The organism is Syntrophus sp. (in: bacteria), assembly GCF_040768185.1.
GTDB classification, from domain to species: Bacteria; Desulfobacterota; Syntrophia; order Syntrophales; family Syntrophaceae; genus Syntrophus; species Syntrophus buswellii.
Genome location: NZ_JAXGNC010000005.1, coordinates 76,514 through 92,797, shown reverse-complemented (window position 1 = coordinate 92,797; position 16,284 = coordinate 76,514). Strand labels below are relative to the sequence as shown.

The 16,284-nt window shown below is 57.8% G+C and carries 17 protein-coding genes and 1 tRNA gene; 11 read left to right on the top strand and 7 right to left on the bottom strand.

Translation table 11 applies throughout. The annotated features are described in order from the left end of the window. Positions 1-243: 243 nt before the first annotated feature. Both AB3175_RS07005 and AB3175_RS07000 read right to left on the bottom strand, forming a co-directional pair. Entirely contained in the window at positions 244-1,062 is an 819-nt protein-coding gene (locus tag AB3175_RS07005; RefSeq protein WP_367360237.1) for a hypothetical protein, read from the bottom strand. A gap of 191 nt (positions 1,063-1,253) precedes the next feature. Continuing rightward, a tRNA-Ala gene (locus AB3175_RS07000) sits at positions 1,254-1,329 on the bottom strand. Between the two features lie 367 nt (positions 1,330-1,696). On the opposite strand from AB3175_RS07000, the gene AB3175_RS06995 reads away from it, so the two are divergent. The 3 genes from AB3175_RS06995 to AB3175_RS06985 all read left to right on the top strand — a co-directional run bounded on the left by AB3175_RS06995 (position 1,697) and on the right by AB3175_RS06985 (position 4,574). Beyond that, positions 1,697-2,779 (top strand): type IV pilus twitching motility protein PilT, encoded by a 1,083-nt coding sequence (locus AB3175_RS06995; RefSeq protein WP_367360236.1) that lies wholly within the window; start codon positions 1,697-1,699, stop codon positions 2,777-2,779. 93 nt (positions 2,780-2,872) lie between these two features. After that, entirely contained in the window at positions 2,873-4,045 is a 1,173-nt protein-coding gene (locus AB3175_RS06990) for a type IV pilus twitching motility protein PilT (RefSeq protein ID WP_367360235.1), read from the top strand. Between the two features lie 16 nt (positions 4,046-4,061). After that, positions 4,062-4,574, top strand: coding sequence for a hypothetical protein (locus AB3175_RS06985; RefSeq protein ID WP_367360234.1), 513 nt, complete (start codon positions 4,062-4,064; stop codon positions 4,572-4,574). Positions 4,575-4,585: 11 nt separating this feature from the next. On the opposite strand, the gene AB3175_RS06980 is transcribed toward AB3175_RS06985, so the two are convergent. From AB3175_RS06980 to AB3175_RS06960, 5 genes are all read right to left on the bottom strand, one after another. Next, positions 4,586-5,554, bottom strand: coding sequence for a tetratricopeptide repeat protein (locus AB3175_RS06980; RefSeq protein WP_367360233.1), 969 nt, complete (start codon positions 5,552-5,554; stop codon positions 4,586-4,588). Positions 5,555-5,638: 84 nt separating this feature from the next. Beyond that, a complete protein-coding gene (locus AB3175_RS06975) occupies positions 5,639-5,950 on the bottom strand; it encodes an IscA/HesB family protein (RefSeq protein ID WP_367360232.1) in 312 nt (103 codons plus the stop codon). A gap of 99 nt (positions 5,951-6,049) precedes the next feature. Then, positions 6,050-6,256, bottom strand: a complete 207-nt coding sequence (locus AB3175_RS06970; RefSeq protein ID WP_367360231.1) for a Trm112 family protein — start codon at positions 6,254-6,256, stop codon at positions 6,050-6,052. A gap of 72 nt (positions 6,257-6,328) precedes the next feature. Next, positions 6,329-7,402 carry a lipopolysaccharide heptosyltransferase I gene (waaC, locus tag AB3175_RS06965; protein WP_367360230.1) on the bottom strand — a complete coding sequence of 358 codons (1,074 nt, stop codon included), beginning with the start codon at positions 7,400-7,402 and terminating at the stop codon, positions 6,329-6,331. Further along, on the bottom strand, positions 7,399-7,989 hold the full coding sequence (locus tag AB3175_RS06960; RefSeq protein ID WP_367360229.1) for a D-glycero-alpha-D-manno-heptose-1,7-bisphosphate 7-phosphatase: 591 nt from the start codon (positions 7,987-7,989) through the stop codon (positions 7,399-7,401). The genes waaC and AB3175_RS06960 overlap by 4 nt, the downstream gene beginning before the upstream one ends. Positions 7,990-8,338: 349 nt before the next feature. On the opposite strand from AB3175_RS06960, the gene AB3175_RS06955 reads away from it, so the two are divergent. The 8 genes from AB3175_RS06955 (at position 8,339) to tolA (ending at position 16,255) form a co-directional block, all read left to right on the top strand. Then, the gene (locus AB3175_RS06955; RefSeq protein ID WP_367360228.1) at positions 8,339-9,985 is read left to right on the top strand and encodes a 2-oxoacid:acceptor oxidoreductase subunit alpha; all 1,647 of its coding nucleotides are present in this window, start codon (positions 8,339-8,341) and stop codon (positions 9,983-9,985) included. Next, positions 9,982-10,806 (top strand): thiamine pyrophosphate-dependent enzyme, encoded by an 825-nt coding sequence (locus AB3175_RS06950; RefSeq protein ID WP_367360227.1) that lies wholly within the window; start codon positions 9,982-9,984, stop codon positions 10,804-10,806. The genes AB3175_RS06955 and AB3175_RS06950 overlap by 4 nt, the downstream gene beginning before the upstream one ends. Before the next feature lie 117 nt (positions 10,807-10,923). Then, positions 10,924-12,012: a KamA family radical SAM protein gene (locus AB3175_RS06945; RefSeq protein ID WP_367360226.1), complete on the top strand. Its 1,089-nt coding sequence runs from the start codon at positions 10,924-10,926 to the stop codon at positions 12,010-12,012. A gap of 146 nt (positions 12,013-12,158) precedes the next feature. Beyond that, positions 12,159-12,722: an elongation factor P gene (gene efp / locus AB3175_RS06940; RefSeq protein ID WP_367360225.1), complete on the top strand. Its 564-nt coding sequence runs from the start codon at positions 12,159-12,161 to the stop codon at positions 12,720-12,722. Positions 12,723-12,731: 9 nt separating this feature from the next. Then, complete coding sequence (epmA, locus tag AB3175_RS06935) at positions 12,732-13,730, top strand: EF-P lysine aminoacylase EpmA (RefSeq protein ID WP_367360224.1); 999 nt, start codon at positions 12,732-12,734, stop codon at positions 13,728-13,730. A 234-nt stretch (positions 13,731-13,964) separates the two neighbouring features. Continuing rightward, positions 13,965-14,717, top strand: coding sequence for a protein TolQ (gene tolQ, locus AB3175_RS06930; RefSeq protein ID WP_367360223.1), 753 nt, complete (start codon positions 13,965-13,967; stop codon positions 14,715-14,717). 24 nt (positions 14,718-14,741) lie between these two features. Beyond that, on the top strand, positions 14,742-15,167 hold the full coding sequence (locus AB3175_RS06925; RefSeq protein WP_367360222.1) for an ExbD/TolR family protein: 426 nt from the start codon (positions 14,742-14,744) through the stop codon (positions 15,165-15,167). Continuing rightward, on the top strand, positions 15,164-16,255 hold the full coding sequence (gene tolA, locus AB3175_RS06920; RefSeq protein ID WP_367360221.1) for a cell envelope integrity protein TolA: 1,092 nt from the start codon (positions 15,164-15,166) through the stop codon (positions 16,253-16,255). The genes AB3175_RS06925 and tolA overlap by 4 nt, the downstream gene beginning before the upstream one ends. Positions 16,256-16,284 lie beyond the last annotated feature (29 nt).

Here is a 16,284-nt window from a genome sequence, read left to right as displayed (position 1 = left end):
TGGAATGGAAATGAAAGAAAACGCGTTCAGTTTAAGATAGAGGAAGGGACTGGGGCTGTCAAGGACAAAGAAAATGGGCGTCTCTGCCGCCGCCGGAATGCTCTGAGACTTCGCGGCATTCAGGCCGGCTTCCCCTTTTGCGCCCTCAGGTTCCCGGGGAAGCCGCGGGCCAAGCCCGTCAGAACCCGGATTCCTGCAGCACTCTTGAGTGCGGATACGTGGAGCCGGCCATAAGCCGGCTGGTTACCGGAACTCGACGGTGACCGTTTCCTGCGTCTCTGCCGTGATGCCGGGAAAAGTGCGGAGCATCTCCGTTAGCTCTTTCGGGTTTTTCCTGTCGGCCTTCACAATGTTCCGGAACAGGTCTGTATTGGAGGTTAACTGGTCAAAATCCATCTCCATCAGCGTAATCCGGGAGCCCTCCCGATGGGTTGCATTTGTGGCGAGCACGGAGCCCTCGACTTCCACGGCAAACACCATTCTCAATCCATGAAACAGGGATTTGAACACTTCAACCGACTCTTTCGTTATGTCCTGTTGTTCCGGGTCACCCGTCGGTTTTTCGCTGGCTGTTTGACTCTTTGTGGAGTTCGGCTTTTCCTGCGGTTTGGGTATCCGGATCGTCAGGGTTGAAGGGCTGCCCTTTTGAAAGGAGAAGGAGATCTTCTCCGGAAGAGGGCCTTCTATGGCCCCGGGGCCCGAAACCGTCGGTTCATCGGGATTCTGGAGAATTTTCAGATTGTTGATGTCCTCAAAGGCATACAGGGCGCGGTACCCGTTTCCCTGCTGGGAGGTGATCCGTTCCGCTGAAACAAACCGCACGCCCATTCCCATCTTTTCCGCGTTTCTCCTGAGTTTTTCCTCATCCAGGAGGTCCAGTGGACGGCTGCCTCCCTTCGTCCCGCCCTGCATCAGTTGGCTGGCCTGCTGGTTCATCAGGACTCTCGATTCAAGGGTCCCGCTGCCGTCAGCTCTGACCCGGACCGTCGTTTCCACGTTCAGGCAACCCCAGAGTCCGAACATCAGAAGCAACGAGACCAAAACTCTGATCCGGAAATTCATTTTTTTGACTCCCGACGATTTCCTGTTAGCTGAAGGCGATCCCCATCTCTGAGGGGCCATGGCTTCCAGGGTCAAAAGGCCCGTTCGAAGCATCCGCATGCAGGAAACAACCAACGCGTTTCAAACGGCAATAAAAAACCCGTCATTTCTAACGGGTTTTTTATATCTGCGGACTTCCAGAACCGATGATCTGGTGGAGATGAGGGGGATCGAACCCCTGGCCTCGGCATTGCGAACGCCGCGCTCTCCCAGCTGAGCTACATCCCCATCCGGAAACGGAATACTTACCAGCGAAAGAACGATGCCTTATAATATGAACATTCCTCCTCTGTCAAGTAATTGTTCACCGTGAAAGATTCCCGACCGACGACGGCATCCTGCCTATCCGGGCCATCTTTTTGAATTTGCCGGAGCGTTCTTGCCGACCGGCTTTTTGTTTCGATCATCGACCGGCGGATATAACAGGATCTCCTGAACAGGGGAAGGATCCTGTTCCAGGTTTTCCGGGCGGAAGGCTATGGACCAGGGGGATCTTCCGATCCATGCAAAGGGGTGTCACCTTTTTTGCATAAAGTGCATTCCGTATGACCGTTTCACGGGTCAGAATCCATCAAACTCAGCAAGGTGAACACTTATGGCAAAAATCGATGCTTTTTTTCAATTGATGCATGAACAGGGCGCATCGGACCTTCACCTCATTTCCGGGCAGCAGCCTGCCATTCGGCTACGTGGCGAACTGGAGCGGGTCAAGTATAACACCCTGGATAATGATGAACTGAAGGCCATGCTCTATGAAATCACCCCGGAACACAAGGTCAAGCAGTTCGAGGAAACGGGCGATGTGGATTTTGCCTATGAAATTCCTGGATTGGCCCGCTACCGTGCCAATTTTTTCGAGCAGAAGTTCGGCGTGGGGGCTGTGTTCCGGGAGATTCCCAGCGAGATCCTGACCTGCGAGCAGCTGGGACTTCCACCTGTCATTTCCAAGCTGGCCTCGCTCCCCCGGGGGCTGGTCCTCGTGACCGGACCCACCGGCAGCGGAAAGTCGACGACCCTGGCGGCCATCGTCAATGAAGCAAACCGCATCCGCAAGGATCACATCATCACGGTCGAAGATCCTATCGAATTTGTCCATCAGAGCCAGAGCTGCATCGTCAATCACCGGGAAGTGGGCATCCACACGCAGAGTTTTTCGGCGGCTCTCAGAGGCGCCCTCCGTGAAGACCCGGACATCATCCTGGTGGGCGAAATGCGGGATCTGGAAACCATCTCGCTGGCCGTGGAGGCCGCCTCCACAGGCCACCTCGTCTTCGGGACACTCCACACCACAAGCGCGGCCAAGACGGTTGACCGGGTCATCGAGGTGTTTCCCTCGAGCGAACAGGCCCAGATCCGCTCCACCCTGGCAGATGGTCTGCGGGCCATCATTGCCCAGGTTCTGTTCAAAAGAATCGACAAGAAAGGGCGCTGCGCCGCCCTGGAAATCCTTATTGCCAATGCGGCGGTACGCAACCTGATCCGCGAGTCCAAGACGTTCCAGATCCCCTCCATGATTCAGACGGGGAAAAAGTACGGGATGCAGCTTCTGGATGACGCCATCATGGAGCTGTTCAATAAGGGCTGGATCAGCGCCGACGAGGCCTACATGAAGTGCAACGACAAGGCAAAATTCCGGGCTCTGTTGAAAAGCCCGCCGGCTGATTTCACGGAAGTGTAATCCCGGCAGCTGCAACCAGGCAGCGGATCGTCGCGAAGAGTGTGGAGGGGGAAAAGGCCTGCCCCCAGTGATCTATTTCTGAGGAGCCAGAACATGCGAAGGCAGGAACTCGATTATATTTTAACGGAGATGCTCGATAAATTCGACCATGTGTCCGATCTCAATTTTACCGTGGGTAAGCCCTTTCAGGTTGAAAGTTCCGGGCAACTGACCTCCGTGGACTTTGACCCTCCTTTTGAACGCTTGACGCCCTTTCAGACGGAGATGCTCGCCCTGAATCTCATCGGCGGAGACCGCCGCCTGACGGAAAACCTCATTGCCTCGGGGTCCTGCGACTCTTCCTATGAACTGCAGGGAAAGGCCCGTTTCCGTGTCAATATCTTCTCCCAGCGGGGAAACTATTCCATTGTCCTGCGAAAGCTGGAAACCACCATCCCGACGATTGTGGATATGAATCTGCCGGAGGCCTTCGAAAAAATGGCCCAGGAGATCAACGGCATCATTCTCGTCACCGGAGCCACGGGAAGCGGAAAATCCACCTCCCTGGCCGCGATGCTCAACGCGATCAACGAGTTGAAATCCGTCCATGTGGTGACCCTGGAGGATCCTGTGGAATTCGTCCATCCTCACAAGAAGTCGACCTTCAATCAACGGGAAATGGGGATCGATTTCGACACCTTTGCCAATGGGCTTCGTGCCGCTCTGCGCCAGGCGCCCAAGGTGATCCTGGTCGGGGAAATGAGAGACAGGGAGACGGTGGAAATCGCCCTGGCCGCGGCGGAAACGGGGCATCTGGTTGCGAGCACCCTTCATACGGTCGATGCCGGGCAGACCATCAACCGCATTCTCGGAATGTTCCCGCGCGAGGAGGAGCGCCAGATCCGCATCCGTCTGGCCGACACGGTCCGCTGGATCGTCTGTCAGCGGCTGCTCCCCAAGGAAGGGGGAGGGCGGGTGGCGGCCTTTGAAGTGATGGCCAGCAACCTGCGCGTGAAAGATACGATCCTCAACGGGGAATCGGAGGGCAAGACCTTTTACGAAATCATTACCGCCGGCAAAGCCTTCGGGATGATCACCTTTGATGAGTATATCGTGGAATTGTATGCACGAGGCCTCATCAGTGAAGAAACGGCGAAGATTTATGCCTCCAACAGGGGAGTCGTGGGCCGGGGAATCGATTCGGTCAAGAGCGCCAAGGGTGAGGCGACAACAAGCCTTGGCAAGCTGGAGGTCGATACCGGCTATGGAAAGATGAGAAGATTTTAGAGGGAGGCGGTAACCTATGGAGGAAGGCAAAAATCCTTTGATTGAGAATGCAGCCGGTTCGTATGACGCTTCGGAGCGGCTCTTTGACTTTCTGGTTGAGCAGGGGGAGACGGCGCTGGTTTGCGAGAGCGATTCCGGCGCGATAGAGAACATCAGCACGGCTCTTAAACGCCTGGACTATGCTGTGAACGTGGCGGAGTCCGCGGAGGACGCTCTTCAGAAGATGCGCTTTCACATTTTCGATGTGCTGATTCTTCATGATGATTTTGACGGGCAGAAGGGGGGCGAGAACCTTCTGAAGGCCCTGGAATTGCTGGACATGTCCATTCGGAGGAAAATGTTTGTCGTTCTCGTTGGCGACTCTTTCCGCACCATGGACAATATGGCGGCCTTCCACAGGAGTGTGAATCTCGTTGTTCATACCGGGGATCTCAATGAGCTTGCGGCCATCGTCAAACACGGGGTGCAGGAGAACAAGGTCTTTTACCACACCTTCATGGAGACCTTGAGGAACATGGGGCGGATCTGAGGCGGGCAGGATCAGGCTCTGTTGCCGGCTGAAAGACCCTTGGCTTTGCGGCGGGCTTCTTCCGCCTGCTCGGGGAGATTGAGCTTTTCGTAGGATTCGGCCTGGTAAAGGTAAAAAAAGGCATTGTTCTCTTCCAGGGCGATGGCGCGGTCGAACATTTCCACGGCGTCAAAATGGCAGCCTGCGTCGGCCAAGGCGCGTGCCAGGCGGTTGTAATAGCTTGCACCAAATCTGGGGTTACAGGCAACGGCGGCTTCCACGCTGTGCCTGGCTTCGAAAAGGTGCTGCTGCTTCACCTGGACTTCCGCCAGGCGGATCAGGCAGAGGGGATCGCCGGGGCAGGTTGCCAGGCTTCGGCTCAGCAGGATTTCCGCCCGGTCCAAGGCTCCGGATTCCGCAAGGGCATTGGCCAGGCGCTGATAGAAATGGGCCGCTGCTTCCGGATCCAGGGCGACAGCCTCCCCATAGGCCGCTTCAGCGGCATCGTATTTTCCATCGGCGACAAGGGCGTCGCCATAAAGACAGAAAAGTTCCGGGGCGTCCGGCTCCAAACGGGTGATCTTTTCGAAGACCTCCACCGCTTCAGAAGTCATCCCTGCCACCAGAAAGGCATTGCCCAACTCCCTGAGAAGGGGGTATTCATCCGGCTGCGCTTCAACCGCCTGGCGGCAGATCGCTACAAGACGGTCATACTGCCGCCCATCGCGGTAGAGCCGAACCAGTTCGTCAAAGGCGAATCCGGTGAAGACTTTGAGCTTCAATTCCGCGGCAAAAAGCGTTTCAAAACAGCAGATGGCCTCTTCGCGGGAGCCGCTGTCGTGAAAGGCCCATGCCTGAGCCAGGAGGAAGGATTCTTCGCCGGGATACTGCTCGACAAGCCGGCCGTAGAGCACGGCCGCTTCAGCATACCGCCCGGCTTCCATCATCTGTTCCGCCGATGTTAACAGGATTTCCTTTTCGGAATCGGGTTTACTGGACATACTTCAACATGATGCCATCGCTTTTTCCCCGGAAGAGGACCGCTCGACCGCCGTGCAGCCCCCTTCCGGGATTACGCGTCTATTTCAGCAACTGCAGGATCCGCAGCAGTCGCCGGGTGCCAGTGATGAGGTCACCTGAAAGCCGGATCCTCGTTCATCTTCGATAAAATCGACATAAACGGGTTTAATCTGTTCAAACAGGTCCGTGGTAATCAGGAACGTGATTCCCCTTTCCTGAAATTGTTCGTCGCCGTCTCGAGGCTCATCCAGAGCCATTCCCAGTGAGGGACCGGATCAGCCGCCCTCCGTCAGCGTCAGCCTGATCGGGTGGACCTCCTCCAGGGTTTTTAAGAACTCATGGATCTTCTCTCCAGCTTTTTCCGAAACTTGAAACATTCTTTTCTCCTTCGGCAGAGATGGTGGCATCTGCCTCTTCTTTTGAATTTAATATGCGGAATACTGAATGATTCCTGGAATTTTGTCAATGAATTTCTGTCATCGGGGAGGGGACGGTTCCGCTTCTCGAAGTTCATTCCTGTCCAGTTTTCTCGCCTCGCTGATCAGCAGGATCGGTATCTGGTCCCGAATTTCATAAAGAAGCCCGCAGGCTGAGCAGGTCAGCCCGTCCTCATTCTCTTCCGGATCGAATTTCCCCCTGCATCGCGGGCAGACCAGAATGTCCCGCAGCTTTTTCCCGATCATGCTCTTCTCCTTTTCCTCTTTCTGTATTGCCTTTTATAGGCGGGTGATTTCGACCGGTCCGCTTCCTGCCGCTCATGGCGAGTCGGGATCCGGCAGGGGAATGCACCTCCGGGCCGCAGGAGACTCCAGGACGCCCTTCACGGCGTCGAAGACCTCGTCCACGGAAATGTTGTGCATACAGATCCGCGTTTTGCAGGATTTCCGGAGGCAGGGGCTGCATTCCAGGCCTTTGCGCAGGACCCGGTGCCCTTTCCCATAGGGCCCCGTCCGGGCGGGATCGGTCGGTCCGAAAAGGGCGACAACCGGTGTTCCCACCGCCGCCGCCAGATGCATGGGGCCGGAATCCGTGGTGATCAGCAGCCGGGCGCGCTGGTAAAGATGGGCCAATTCGCGCAGAGACGTTCGCCCGCCGAAATTGAACGCAGGCGCGGTCATCCGAGAAAGAATGTTCTCCATGGGGGCCGGATCGCTGCCCGTGAAGACGACCGCCGCCTTCAATTCCCGGGAAATCCGATCTCCCAGGCGGGCGAATTTTTCGTCGTCCCAGAGCTTGGTGTCCCAGAGCGCCACGGTGTTGATGGCGACGAGATTTTCCTGGCCGCTGAGATGGAATTCCTCGAAGAGGTGATCGATGTGCCGATGCTGGGGGGCCGATATATCGAGGAAAAATTCCGGCTGCTTCACATCGGCGCCCAGGTGCCGCGGAAAATCCAGGTAGCGGTCTACGGCATGGCGGCTCAGGTCTTCGGGAATTTTTTCCGTATAAAAAAGACCACTCAGCTCCTGCATGCTGTCGTAGCCGAGCCTTCGGGAAGCGCCGCTCAGCCATGCCAGAACGGCGCTTTTGAAGAGGCCGTGAAAATCAATGACCAGATCGTACCGCCGGCTGCGAAGGTCGGAAATAAAGCGCCCCGCCTCCTTCAGGACTTTGGAATATTTCCCCTCCTTCAGCTCTTTGATCCAGCGCTTCCTGCCTGAGATGATGAGTTCATCGAGGCAGGGATGATTTCTGAGCAGATCGGATGCGGCCTCTTCGACGACCCAGGATATGTGGGCCCGGGGGAAGCGGCGCCGGAGGGCGGCCAGGGAAGGGAGGGTGTGGATGACGTCGCCCACCGCGCTTAATTTGACGATCAGGATCTTCACGGTTCGAGGTCCTGAATAATCCAGCGAACGGCGTCGAGGAGACTGGCGGCGATCCTGTCCGGCCAGGCCCGGCCTTCCCATTCTTCATGCGGGAGATCCGGCGTATGCCCGGGGAGGCAACCGCCCCGAACGAGGACCGATTTGATTCCCGCCCTTGAAGCCGCTTCGATGTCGGTGGGCATGTCGCCGATCAGATAGGACCGGGAAAGATCGAGATTCATCTCTTCCGCCGCCTGCCGCAGCATGCCGGGTTCCGGTTTGCGGCAGGGGCAGACCTTCCGGTACAAGCCGAGCCCTTCGGTGGGATGATGGGGGCAGTAGTAGAAGCGGTCGATCTGCGCCCCCTGCGCCAAGAGCAGCTTCTGCAGGTGGACGTGCAGCATCTCCACAACGGCTTCCGTAAAATAACCTCGCGCAATGCCGGACTGGTTGGTGGCGACGACGGCCTTCATGCCGCTCATGTTGATCAGGCGCACCGCCCTGGCGCTGTCCGGAAAAAGCTTGAGCCTGTCCAGGCGGTCGAGATATCCGACCTCTTCAATCAGCGTACCGTCTCGATCCAGAAAGACGGCGGGATATTTCTTCATTTCCTTACCTCCGTTCTTCGGTCCGCCTGTTCGTCGGTTGCGTTGAACGGCCTGTTGATGATGAGCGCAATATAATTCCAACTGCGGGGAAAAGCAATTTCAAAGCTGTCAAAAAATTTCTGATTTCTCGGACAAGTTGCTTCTGTACAAGGTGCGGCCATAAATGTTAAGGTCTTACACCCTCTGTTTGGTGAATAGTTCTTCTTTATCCCCAGACTGAATTCGACAACGTTGCCCGATTCCAACGGTTCCCAGGGGGGCGGAAACCGCTCATCATTCAATTCCCGGTCGATGTTCGTAGGGGATGAGGAAGGGAAGAAATTTTTCGACGTTTTTTAAGGAGGCGGTCATGGAATGCACGATCTTAATCGGCGGTCAGGCCGGACAGGGGCTGGCTTCCATCGAAAGGGAACTGGCGGCGCTCCTCTTCCGGCTCGGCTACTTCTTTTTTGCGACCAAGTTTTATATGTCCAGGATCCGCGGAGGGCACAACGATCACCTTTTCCGAATCGCGGAACGCCCTGTTCACGCCCTGAGCGGAGAATCCTGGGATGTCCTGGTTTCCCTGGATGAGGAAACACAGCGGAGGTGCAAGGCGGATCTGAGCGCCCGGGGGCTCTGTCTCTCTCCCGCGGAAATCGCCGAGATCGAGAAGAGGGCGAAGGATGGGTTTTCCAATGTTGTCATGAGCAATCCCCTCCTGGTGGGGGTGCTTCTGCGGATCATCGGGGTCCGGTCCGATGCGCTGGAAGCAGCAGCCAGGGAAGAGGACCAGCCGGCGGCCCTGCTGGCGGGAATGGCCCTGGCGGAGGAGTGGGACATGGCCGACCGCTTTGTCCTTCAGCCTAGGGCGGAAAGCCCCTATACCTTTGACGGAAATTCCGCCATCGGATTCGGCTCGCTTCTGGGCGGGTGCCAGTTCATGGCGGCGTATCCCATGACGCCGGCCACCTCCCTGATGCTCTATGTTGCGAAGGCGGCCCTTGAGCTGCCGGTGCATTTCGAGCAGGCCGAGGATGAGATCGCGGCGATCAACATGGCACTGGGGGCCTCTTATGCTGGGCTTCGGTCCATGGTGGCGACATCCGGCGGCGGTTTCGCCCTGATGACGGAGGCCGTTTCCCTCGCGGGAATGACGGAAACGCCCATCGTGATCGTCATCGCCCAGCGCCCCGGACCCTCGACGGGATTGCCGACACGCACCGAGCAGGGGGACTTGAATGTTGTGCTTTCCGCCGGGCATGGGGAGTTCCCCCGCCTGGTTTACGCGCCCGGTTCCCTTCAGGAGGCCGTCGATCTGGCAAAGCGGAGCTTCGAAATGGCCGACCGGTACCAGATTCCTGTTTTTATCCTGACGGATCAGTATCTGGCGGATTCCATTCAGCTGCTGGAAGGTTCTCCCGAGCTTTCCGTTGCATTACGGCAGTATGAGATTTTTGATGCCTCTTACCGCCGCTATGCCCTGACGCCTGACGGCCTGTCTCCCCTGACCTATCCGGGGCTTGGCGAGGCCCTGGTCCGGGTGGATTCCGATGAGCACACGGAGGCGGGGAAGATTACGGAAGATCTGGATCTGCGGGTCCGGATGGTGGATAAACGCCTGCGGAAGGCGAGCCGGATGGATAAAGACGCCGTTTTGCCGACCCTGTACGGCGATCGGGATGCGGACATTTGCCTGATCAGCTGGGGTTCGAACCGGGAGATTGTGGAGGAGGCGGCCGACCGGCTGACTTCGGAAGGCCATCCTGTGGCCGCTTTGCACTTTTCCCAGGTTTATCCCCTGGTGCCGGCCATGCTGGAAGGAGTTTCACTGGCCGGAAAACGCCTCATCGCCATCGAGAACAATGCCACAGGGCAGTTTGCCGGACTGTTGAAGAGGGAACTCTCCCTGGAGATCAACGACATGATTTTGAAGTATAACGGCCTGTGCTTTTCCGTCAGGGAACTTTGTGACGAAGTGGCGGCCCGCTTTTTTGTTCCCGGAGGTGTGAAATGAACGACCACGGTGAAATAGCCTGGTGCCCAGGCTGTGGAAATTTTGCCATTCGCGACGCCCTGGAAGGGGCCCTGGCCGAGCTGGCCATTCCGCCGCGGGAGATCGTCCTGACTTCGGGGATCGGCCAGGCGGCCAAGATGCCCCAGTATCTGGCTGGAAATTATTTCAATGGGCTCCATGGCCGCGCTTTGCCCGTTGCGGTGGGCGTCAAGCTGGCAAGGCCGGAACTGACGGTCATCGTTGTTTCCGGCGACGGCTGCAATTACGGGGAAGGGGGAAACCATTTTCTCCATTCCCTCCGCAGGAATCTGGACCTCACCGTGCTGACCTGCAACAATCAGGTCTACGGACTGACCAAGGGGCAGAGCTCTCCCACAACCGACCTCGGGCGGATGAACATGTTCGATCCACGGGGCAATGAGAACGAACCCCTCAATCCGCTGGCCCTGGCCATCGTGCTTGGGGCTCCCTTTGTGGCCAGGGGATTTGCCGGGGAGAAGGAGCACCTCAAGGGCCTTCTGAAGGAAGCCATCCAGTTTCGCGGAACGGCAGTCGTGGATATTCTTCAGCCCTGTGTTTCCTTCAACAAGGTCAACACCTACGCCTACTATCGGCAGCGGGTTTACCGGCTGGACGCCTCCGGAAAAGACCGCCGGGAGGCACTGGAGATCGCTGAAATCCAGGGCGACCGGATTCCCGTCGGGGTATTCCTGAAAGATGAGAGCCGGTCCCCCCGGGAGACGGCCGGACGACTTTTCCGGAAGAGCGTGACCCCCGGAGACATGGAGAACCTTCTGCAGAAGTGGCATGGCGCCGCCTGAATCGCGATCCGCTGTCAAAACGGATGCTGCGCGGAAGGCCTTGCCGGCCCCTCGACGCAAGGCGGCCTGCGCCTCTGTCCACGGCTCTTGCCCCGTTACGCCATCTCTGATATGGAGTTGGGGATAAAGGGGGAAAGAAAAATCGCAACCACGGATGAAAAAAGCAATCGCGGCCCCTGGCAGGACGTGGATGAAGCGGACTGGCAGGATTGGCGGTGGCAGGTACGAAACCGGGTACGGACGGAGAAACTCCTCGATGAATTATTGAAGGATGCGCCGGAGATTTCCAGGCTGAGGCGCACCGTAATCCGGACCTATCCCTTCGCCGTCACCCCGTATTACTTCTCCCTGATGAAGCCCCGGGATGCCGGAGACCCCATCCGCCTTCAGTGCATCCCCGACCCCCGCGAGCTCACCTTTTCCCTGGGGGGAGTGGAAGATCCCCTGGAGGAAGGCAGGGATATGCCTCTGCCGGGTTTGATTCACCGTTACGCCGATCGCTGCCTGGCCATGGTGACCCACTCCTGCATGATGTACTGCCGCCACTGCAACCGCAAGCGCTTCTGGAAGGCGGGAAGGGCGGAGAAAGCCCGGCTTGGCGCCATGATCGATTATGTCGCCGCGACGCCGGGGATCCGCGAAGTCATCGTCTCGGGAGGCGATCCGCTGACCCTGCCGGAGGCTGTTCTGGACTCGTTCCTCGGGGCGCTGCGCGCCATTCCCCATGTTGAGGTCCTGAGGCTCGGAAGCCGGGTGCCTGTGGTTCTTCCCATGCGGATTACGCCGTCACTCGTGCGGATGCTCAGAAAGCACCGTCCGCTGTGGTTCAATACCCAGTTCAACTCTCCGCGGGAGCTTACGAAGGAAGCCGCCCTGGCCTGCCGGCGTCTTGTCGATGCCGGGATTCCCCTGTCCAACCAGTCGGTTCTGCTGCGGGGCGTCAACGACACCTGCGAAACGATGCGCGAGCTTCTCTACGGGCTGCAGCGGATTTCCGTACGGCCCTACTACCTGTTCGCCTGCGACCCCGTCCGGGGGGCGGATCATTTCCGAGTGGACCTCTGGAAGGGGATGGAGATGATGGAGCGGATCTCCCGTTCGACTTCCGGGCTCTGCGTGCCCCGCTATGTGATGGATGTGCCGGGCGGCAAGGGTAAAATGCCTCTCCAGACCTTCTCCCTGCTGAACGATTCCTTTTTGCCCTGAATGTCCCGGGAAAGAATCTTTTTTTGACAAGTCGCTGAAAATGCATTAAGAAACGTCACCCCTGAAGCCCAGAGGAGGAGAGGACCGGCTCTCCGGGACGGAGGGGAGTCTTTAAAAGCCGAAAAAATAAAAAGGAGTGTCATCCGATGTACAGCGCCAGTGATTTGAGAAAAAATTTAAGGATCAAGCTTGAAGGAGATCCATACATCGTTACGGAATTCAATTTTGTCAAGCCCGGCAAAGGGCAGGCCCTTTACCGCTGCAAACTGAAAAACATGATCACGGGAAATCAGTTTGAGCGGACCTTCCGTTCGGTGGACGTCTTCGAGCCGGCGGATCTCCAGGAGAAGAAAATGCAGTACCTTTACGAGGAGGGGGGGCAGTATCATTTCATGGACAACGCCTCCTACGAGCAGATCGCCCTTTCCGCCGATCAGGTGGGCGACGCCGCCCATTTTCTGATCGACAATCTTGAAGTGGAGATCCTCCTGTTCGAAGACAAACCCCTGGGAATCAGCCTGCCCAATTTCGTCGACCTGACCGTCACCCGTGCCGATCCCTGGGCGAAGGGGGATTCCGTTTCCGGCAACAGCAAACCGGTGATCCTTCAGACAGGTTATCAGATCCAGGTTCCGCCCTTCGTTGAGGAAGGCGAGAAGATCCGCGTGGACACCCGCACAGGCGAATACCTGACCCGGGTCAAGGGATGATGGCCGGAAATGACTGAACATCCCGGCACGGGCACCGTGGGGCGCTTTAAAAAAAATTTTTCAGATTGCGGGATGGACCCGCACCCTTCCGAAACCTGGAAGCTGGCCGGGAAGCGGGACATCTTGAGGATCCGGGGGGAACTCCTCCATTTCATCCGCCTGTTTTTCCGGGAGCGCCACTATCTGGAGGTGGAAACGCCTGTCCTGATCCCGGCGCCGGCACCCGAACCACATATCGATGCCGTCGCCTGCGGCGACCGGTACCTGCAGACCTCACCGGAACTCTGCATGAAGCGCCTTCTTGCCGCCGGATATCCAAGGCTTTTCCAGGTCTGCCGCTGCTTCCGGGAGGCGGAGCGGGGAAGCCGCCATCTGCCGGAATTCACGATGCTCGAGTGGTATGCGGTGGAGAGGGATTACCTCTTTCTCATGGACGAGTGCGAAGCGCTGCTTCGTTTCCTGAGCGGAACGCTCTACGGGAAAGAGGAATTTGCCTACCAGGGCCGCTCCATACGCCTCTCTCCTCCCTGGGAGAGGCTTTCCGTTGAGGACGCCTTCCGGATGTATGGGGGATTGTCCGTTCGGGAGGCCCTGGCGGAGGACTGTTTCGACGAGGTCCTTGTGAGCCGCATCGAACCGAACCTGGGGACGGAGCGCCCCACCTTCCTGTACGACTACCCTGCTGAGCTGGCCTCCCTGGCCCGGACCAAGGAGGCCGATCCCCGCCTCGCCGAACGGTTTGAGTTGTACCTTGGGGGAATCGAACTCGCCAATGCCTTTTCCGAACTCATCGATCCCCGTGAACAGGCCCTGCGATTCGAAGAAGCGCAGCAGCAACAGATCGCTTCCGGCAAGAGGCCCTATCCCTGGCCCGGACGCTTTATCGAGGCCCTCTCTGCAATGCCCCCTTCGGCGGGTATCGCCCTGGGCGTGGATCGTCTGGTGATGTTACTGACGAACCAGGCCTCTGTGGATGACGTCGTCGCTTTTCCCCCGGAAACACTGTAAAGGCGGATAAGGAATCGAATCCCGGATTCCATGCCTGGGTGGGAGCCTTTTCAACGGCCTTTTCGGCCTTCAGCCTGCGCTGTTTGGAACCTCCCGGCCTTTTTGCCCTGTTTTCCATCTTTAATAGGAATCCGGACGATAGCGGATCTTGGGGAAGAGGTTTATTGACAAGGGCTCTTTTTTTCATTAGAAGAAAACCTGCAGGTTAATCCAGAAGTGATCAGGGAGTGAAATGTGAACGAACTGGCATCGGTCAACACCGCGAATTTGGGAGGGCAATTCCATGGCAGCGTACTGAGCATGATTATGGACGCAGGGATCCTCGTTCAGCTCGTGCTGCTCATCCTGCTCGTATTTTCCGTCGTCTCCTGGGCCGTCATTGCAACAAAATACCGAAGTCTCCGCAAGGCCAATTCCGAGAACAGCCTTTTTCTGCAAGCCTATATGAAGAGCAGCAACCTGGCGGATGTCTTCCCGGAGGCAAAAAGATACACCTCATCAACCCTTGCCGCTGTCTTTCGCGCCGGATATGCGGAGCTGATCAGCATGGCCAAGGCGGCGCGTACAACGTCGTCATCCCGGGGGCAGGAGGACCCGTTCGTTTCCGGTCCGGATCTGAAGGGCCTCGACAATGTCGAACGAGCCTTGAACCGGGCCTGCAGCGCCGAATCCACCAAGCTGGAAGCTGCGCTGGGCTTTCTGGCAACGACCGGCAGCGCCAGCCCCTTTATCGGCCTGTTCGGGACCGTCTGGGGAATCATGGACACCTTTCGCAGCATCGGATTCCGGGGTTCGGCCACTCTTGCCGTCGTGGCGCCGGGTATTTCCGAGGCCCTCATTGCGACGGCGGCGGGTCTCGCCGCAGCAATCCCGGCCGTTATCTTCTATAATTACTACCTGAACCGCATCAAGAACATGTCCCTGGAAATGGATTCCTTCGCATCGGAGTTGATGAACATCATTGAACGCTACTATGTCAAGGCGTAAAGACGGAAGGGTGTGAAGCCGGTTATGCGCTATACGCGAAAGAGGCAGCGGACCGAAGAGCGGCCCATGGCTGAAATCAATGTCACCCCCCTGGTGGACGTCGTCCTGGTTCTGTTGATTATCTTTATGGTGACGGCTCCGATGCTTCAGACGGGCATCGACGTGAACCTTCCCAGGGCGAAGTCTCAAAATGTGCATGTCACAGAGGAAAAAGTCGTCCTGACGATCGACAAGGCCAGGGGTATTTTCGTGAACAAGGCACAGATCCCCCTGGCCGAACTGGGCACACGCCTGGAAGGAGCCTTTGCCAACCGGAGCGAGAGGGAGCTTTACCTGCGGGCGGACAGGGCCGTTCCCTATGGTTTCGTTGTGGAAGTGATGGCGGAAATTCGAAAGGCGGGCATCGATAAACTGGGCATGATCACCGAACCGCCAGAGGACATCAAATGACCTTCAACAGCGCATTCGAGGAGTCCCCGGGAAACCGGGGTTTCCTGCGGCGCATGATTGTTTTCTCCCTCCTGCTGCATGTTATAGCCCTTTTCCTTTCTTCTGTGCTTTCGACATCGTCACCGCCGAAAAAAATCATGAGCCCGAACTATACGGTAGATCTGGTCAATCCCGTGGATGGTGGCGCAAGGGGGCGTCACGGCGGCGGCTCGGAAAAGCCTGTGCCGAAGCCCGCGGACATTCCAGCTGCGGAGCCCAGAACGGAAGCCGGCAGGGCGGAGTTGCCTTTTTCCAGGCCGATAAAGAGGGCCGAAGCGGAAAAATCCCCGGCCAGGCCCATGGAAAAAGCTGTTGAGAAGAGCGTCAAGCGGGAGCCGTCCGCCCCGGTGATTCCGTCGAAGCCGGCGGCCAAGGCGGAAAAAAGCCGGGGGGCCGAGCCGGCAAGGGGGGACGCCATTGAGAAGATTCTCAAGAGGGCGGAGTCCAGCCCGAAGGCGCCAACGCCGGCACAGAGCAAGGCCACCGGGCCGGCAAGGGGGGACGCCATTGAGGAAATTCTCAGGCGGACGGATTCGGAACGGGGGGCGAAGCCGGCTTATAAGGGGGGGGCAGAGGCATCCCTGGGAAAGGCCATGGATGAGATCCGCAAACGGGTGGATTTTGCCGAGCGGAAACAGCAGGTTGCAGGTGCCTCCTCCGCTGCGGGGACTCTGGCCGGTGCCGCGTCCGGCAACGGCGCCTCGGGAATTTTAACGGAAAACAGCCTCTCCGGAGCGGGGAGCGCTGCGGAAGTTAATGCCCGCATGTATGCCTACTACCGCGCTGTCTGGGCAAGAATCAAGAAGCACTGGACCATGTCTCCGGGGCTGCTGCCCAAACAGAATATTGTCGCCGTCATCCACGTCCGGGTCCTTCGCAACGGATCGGTTGAGGGGATCAACTTCGAAAAGCGTTCAGGAAATGCCTATTTTGACGAGTCGGCCCTCAGGGCGGTGCGTAAAGCCAGCCCCTTCCCGCCCCTGCCGGCAGGCGGAAGTGAAGATTACGTAGAAATCGGCATCCGCTTTCACTCATCGGAGCTCAGATAAGAAGAGCACCCGGGTCAGCCGGAACCGAA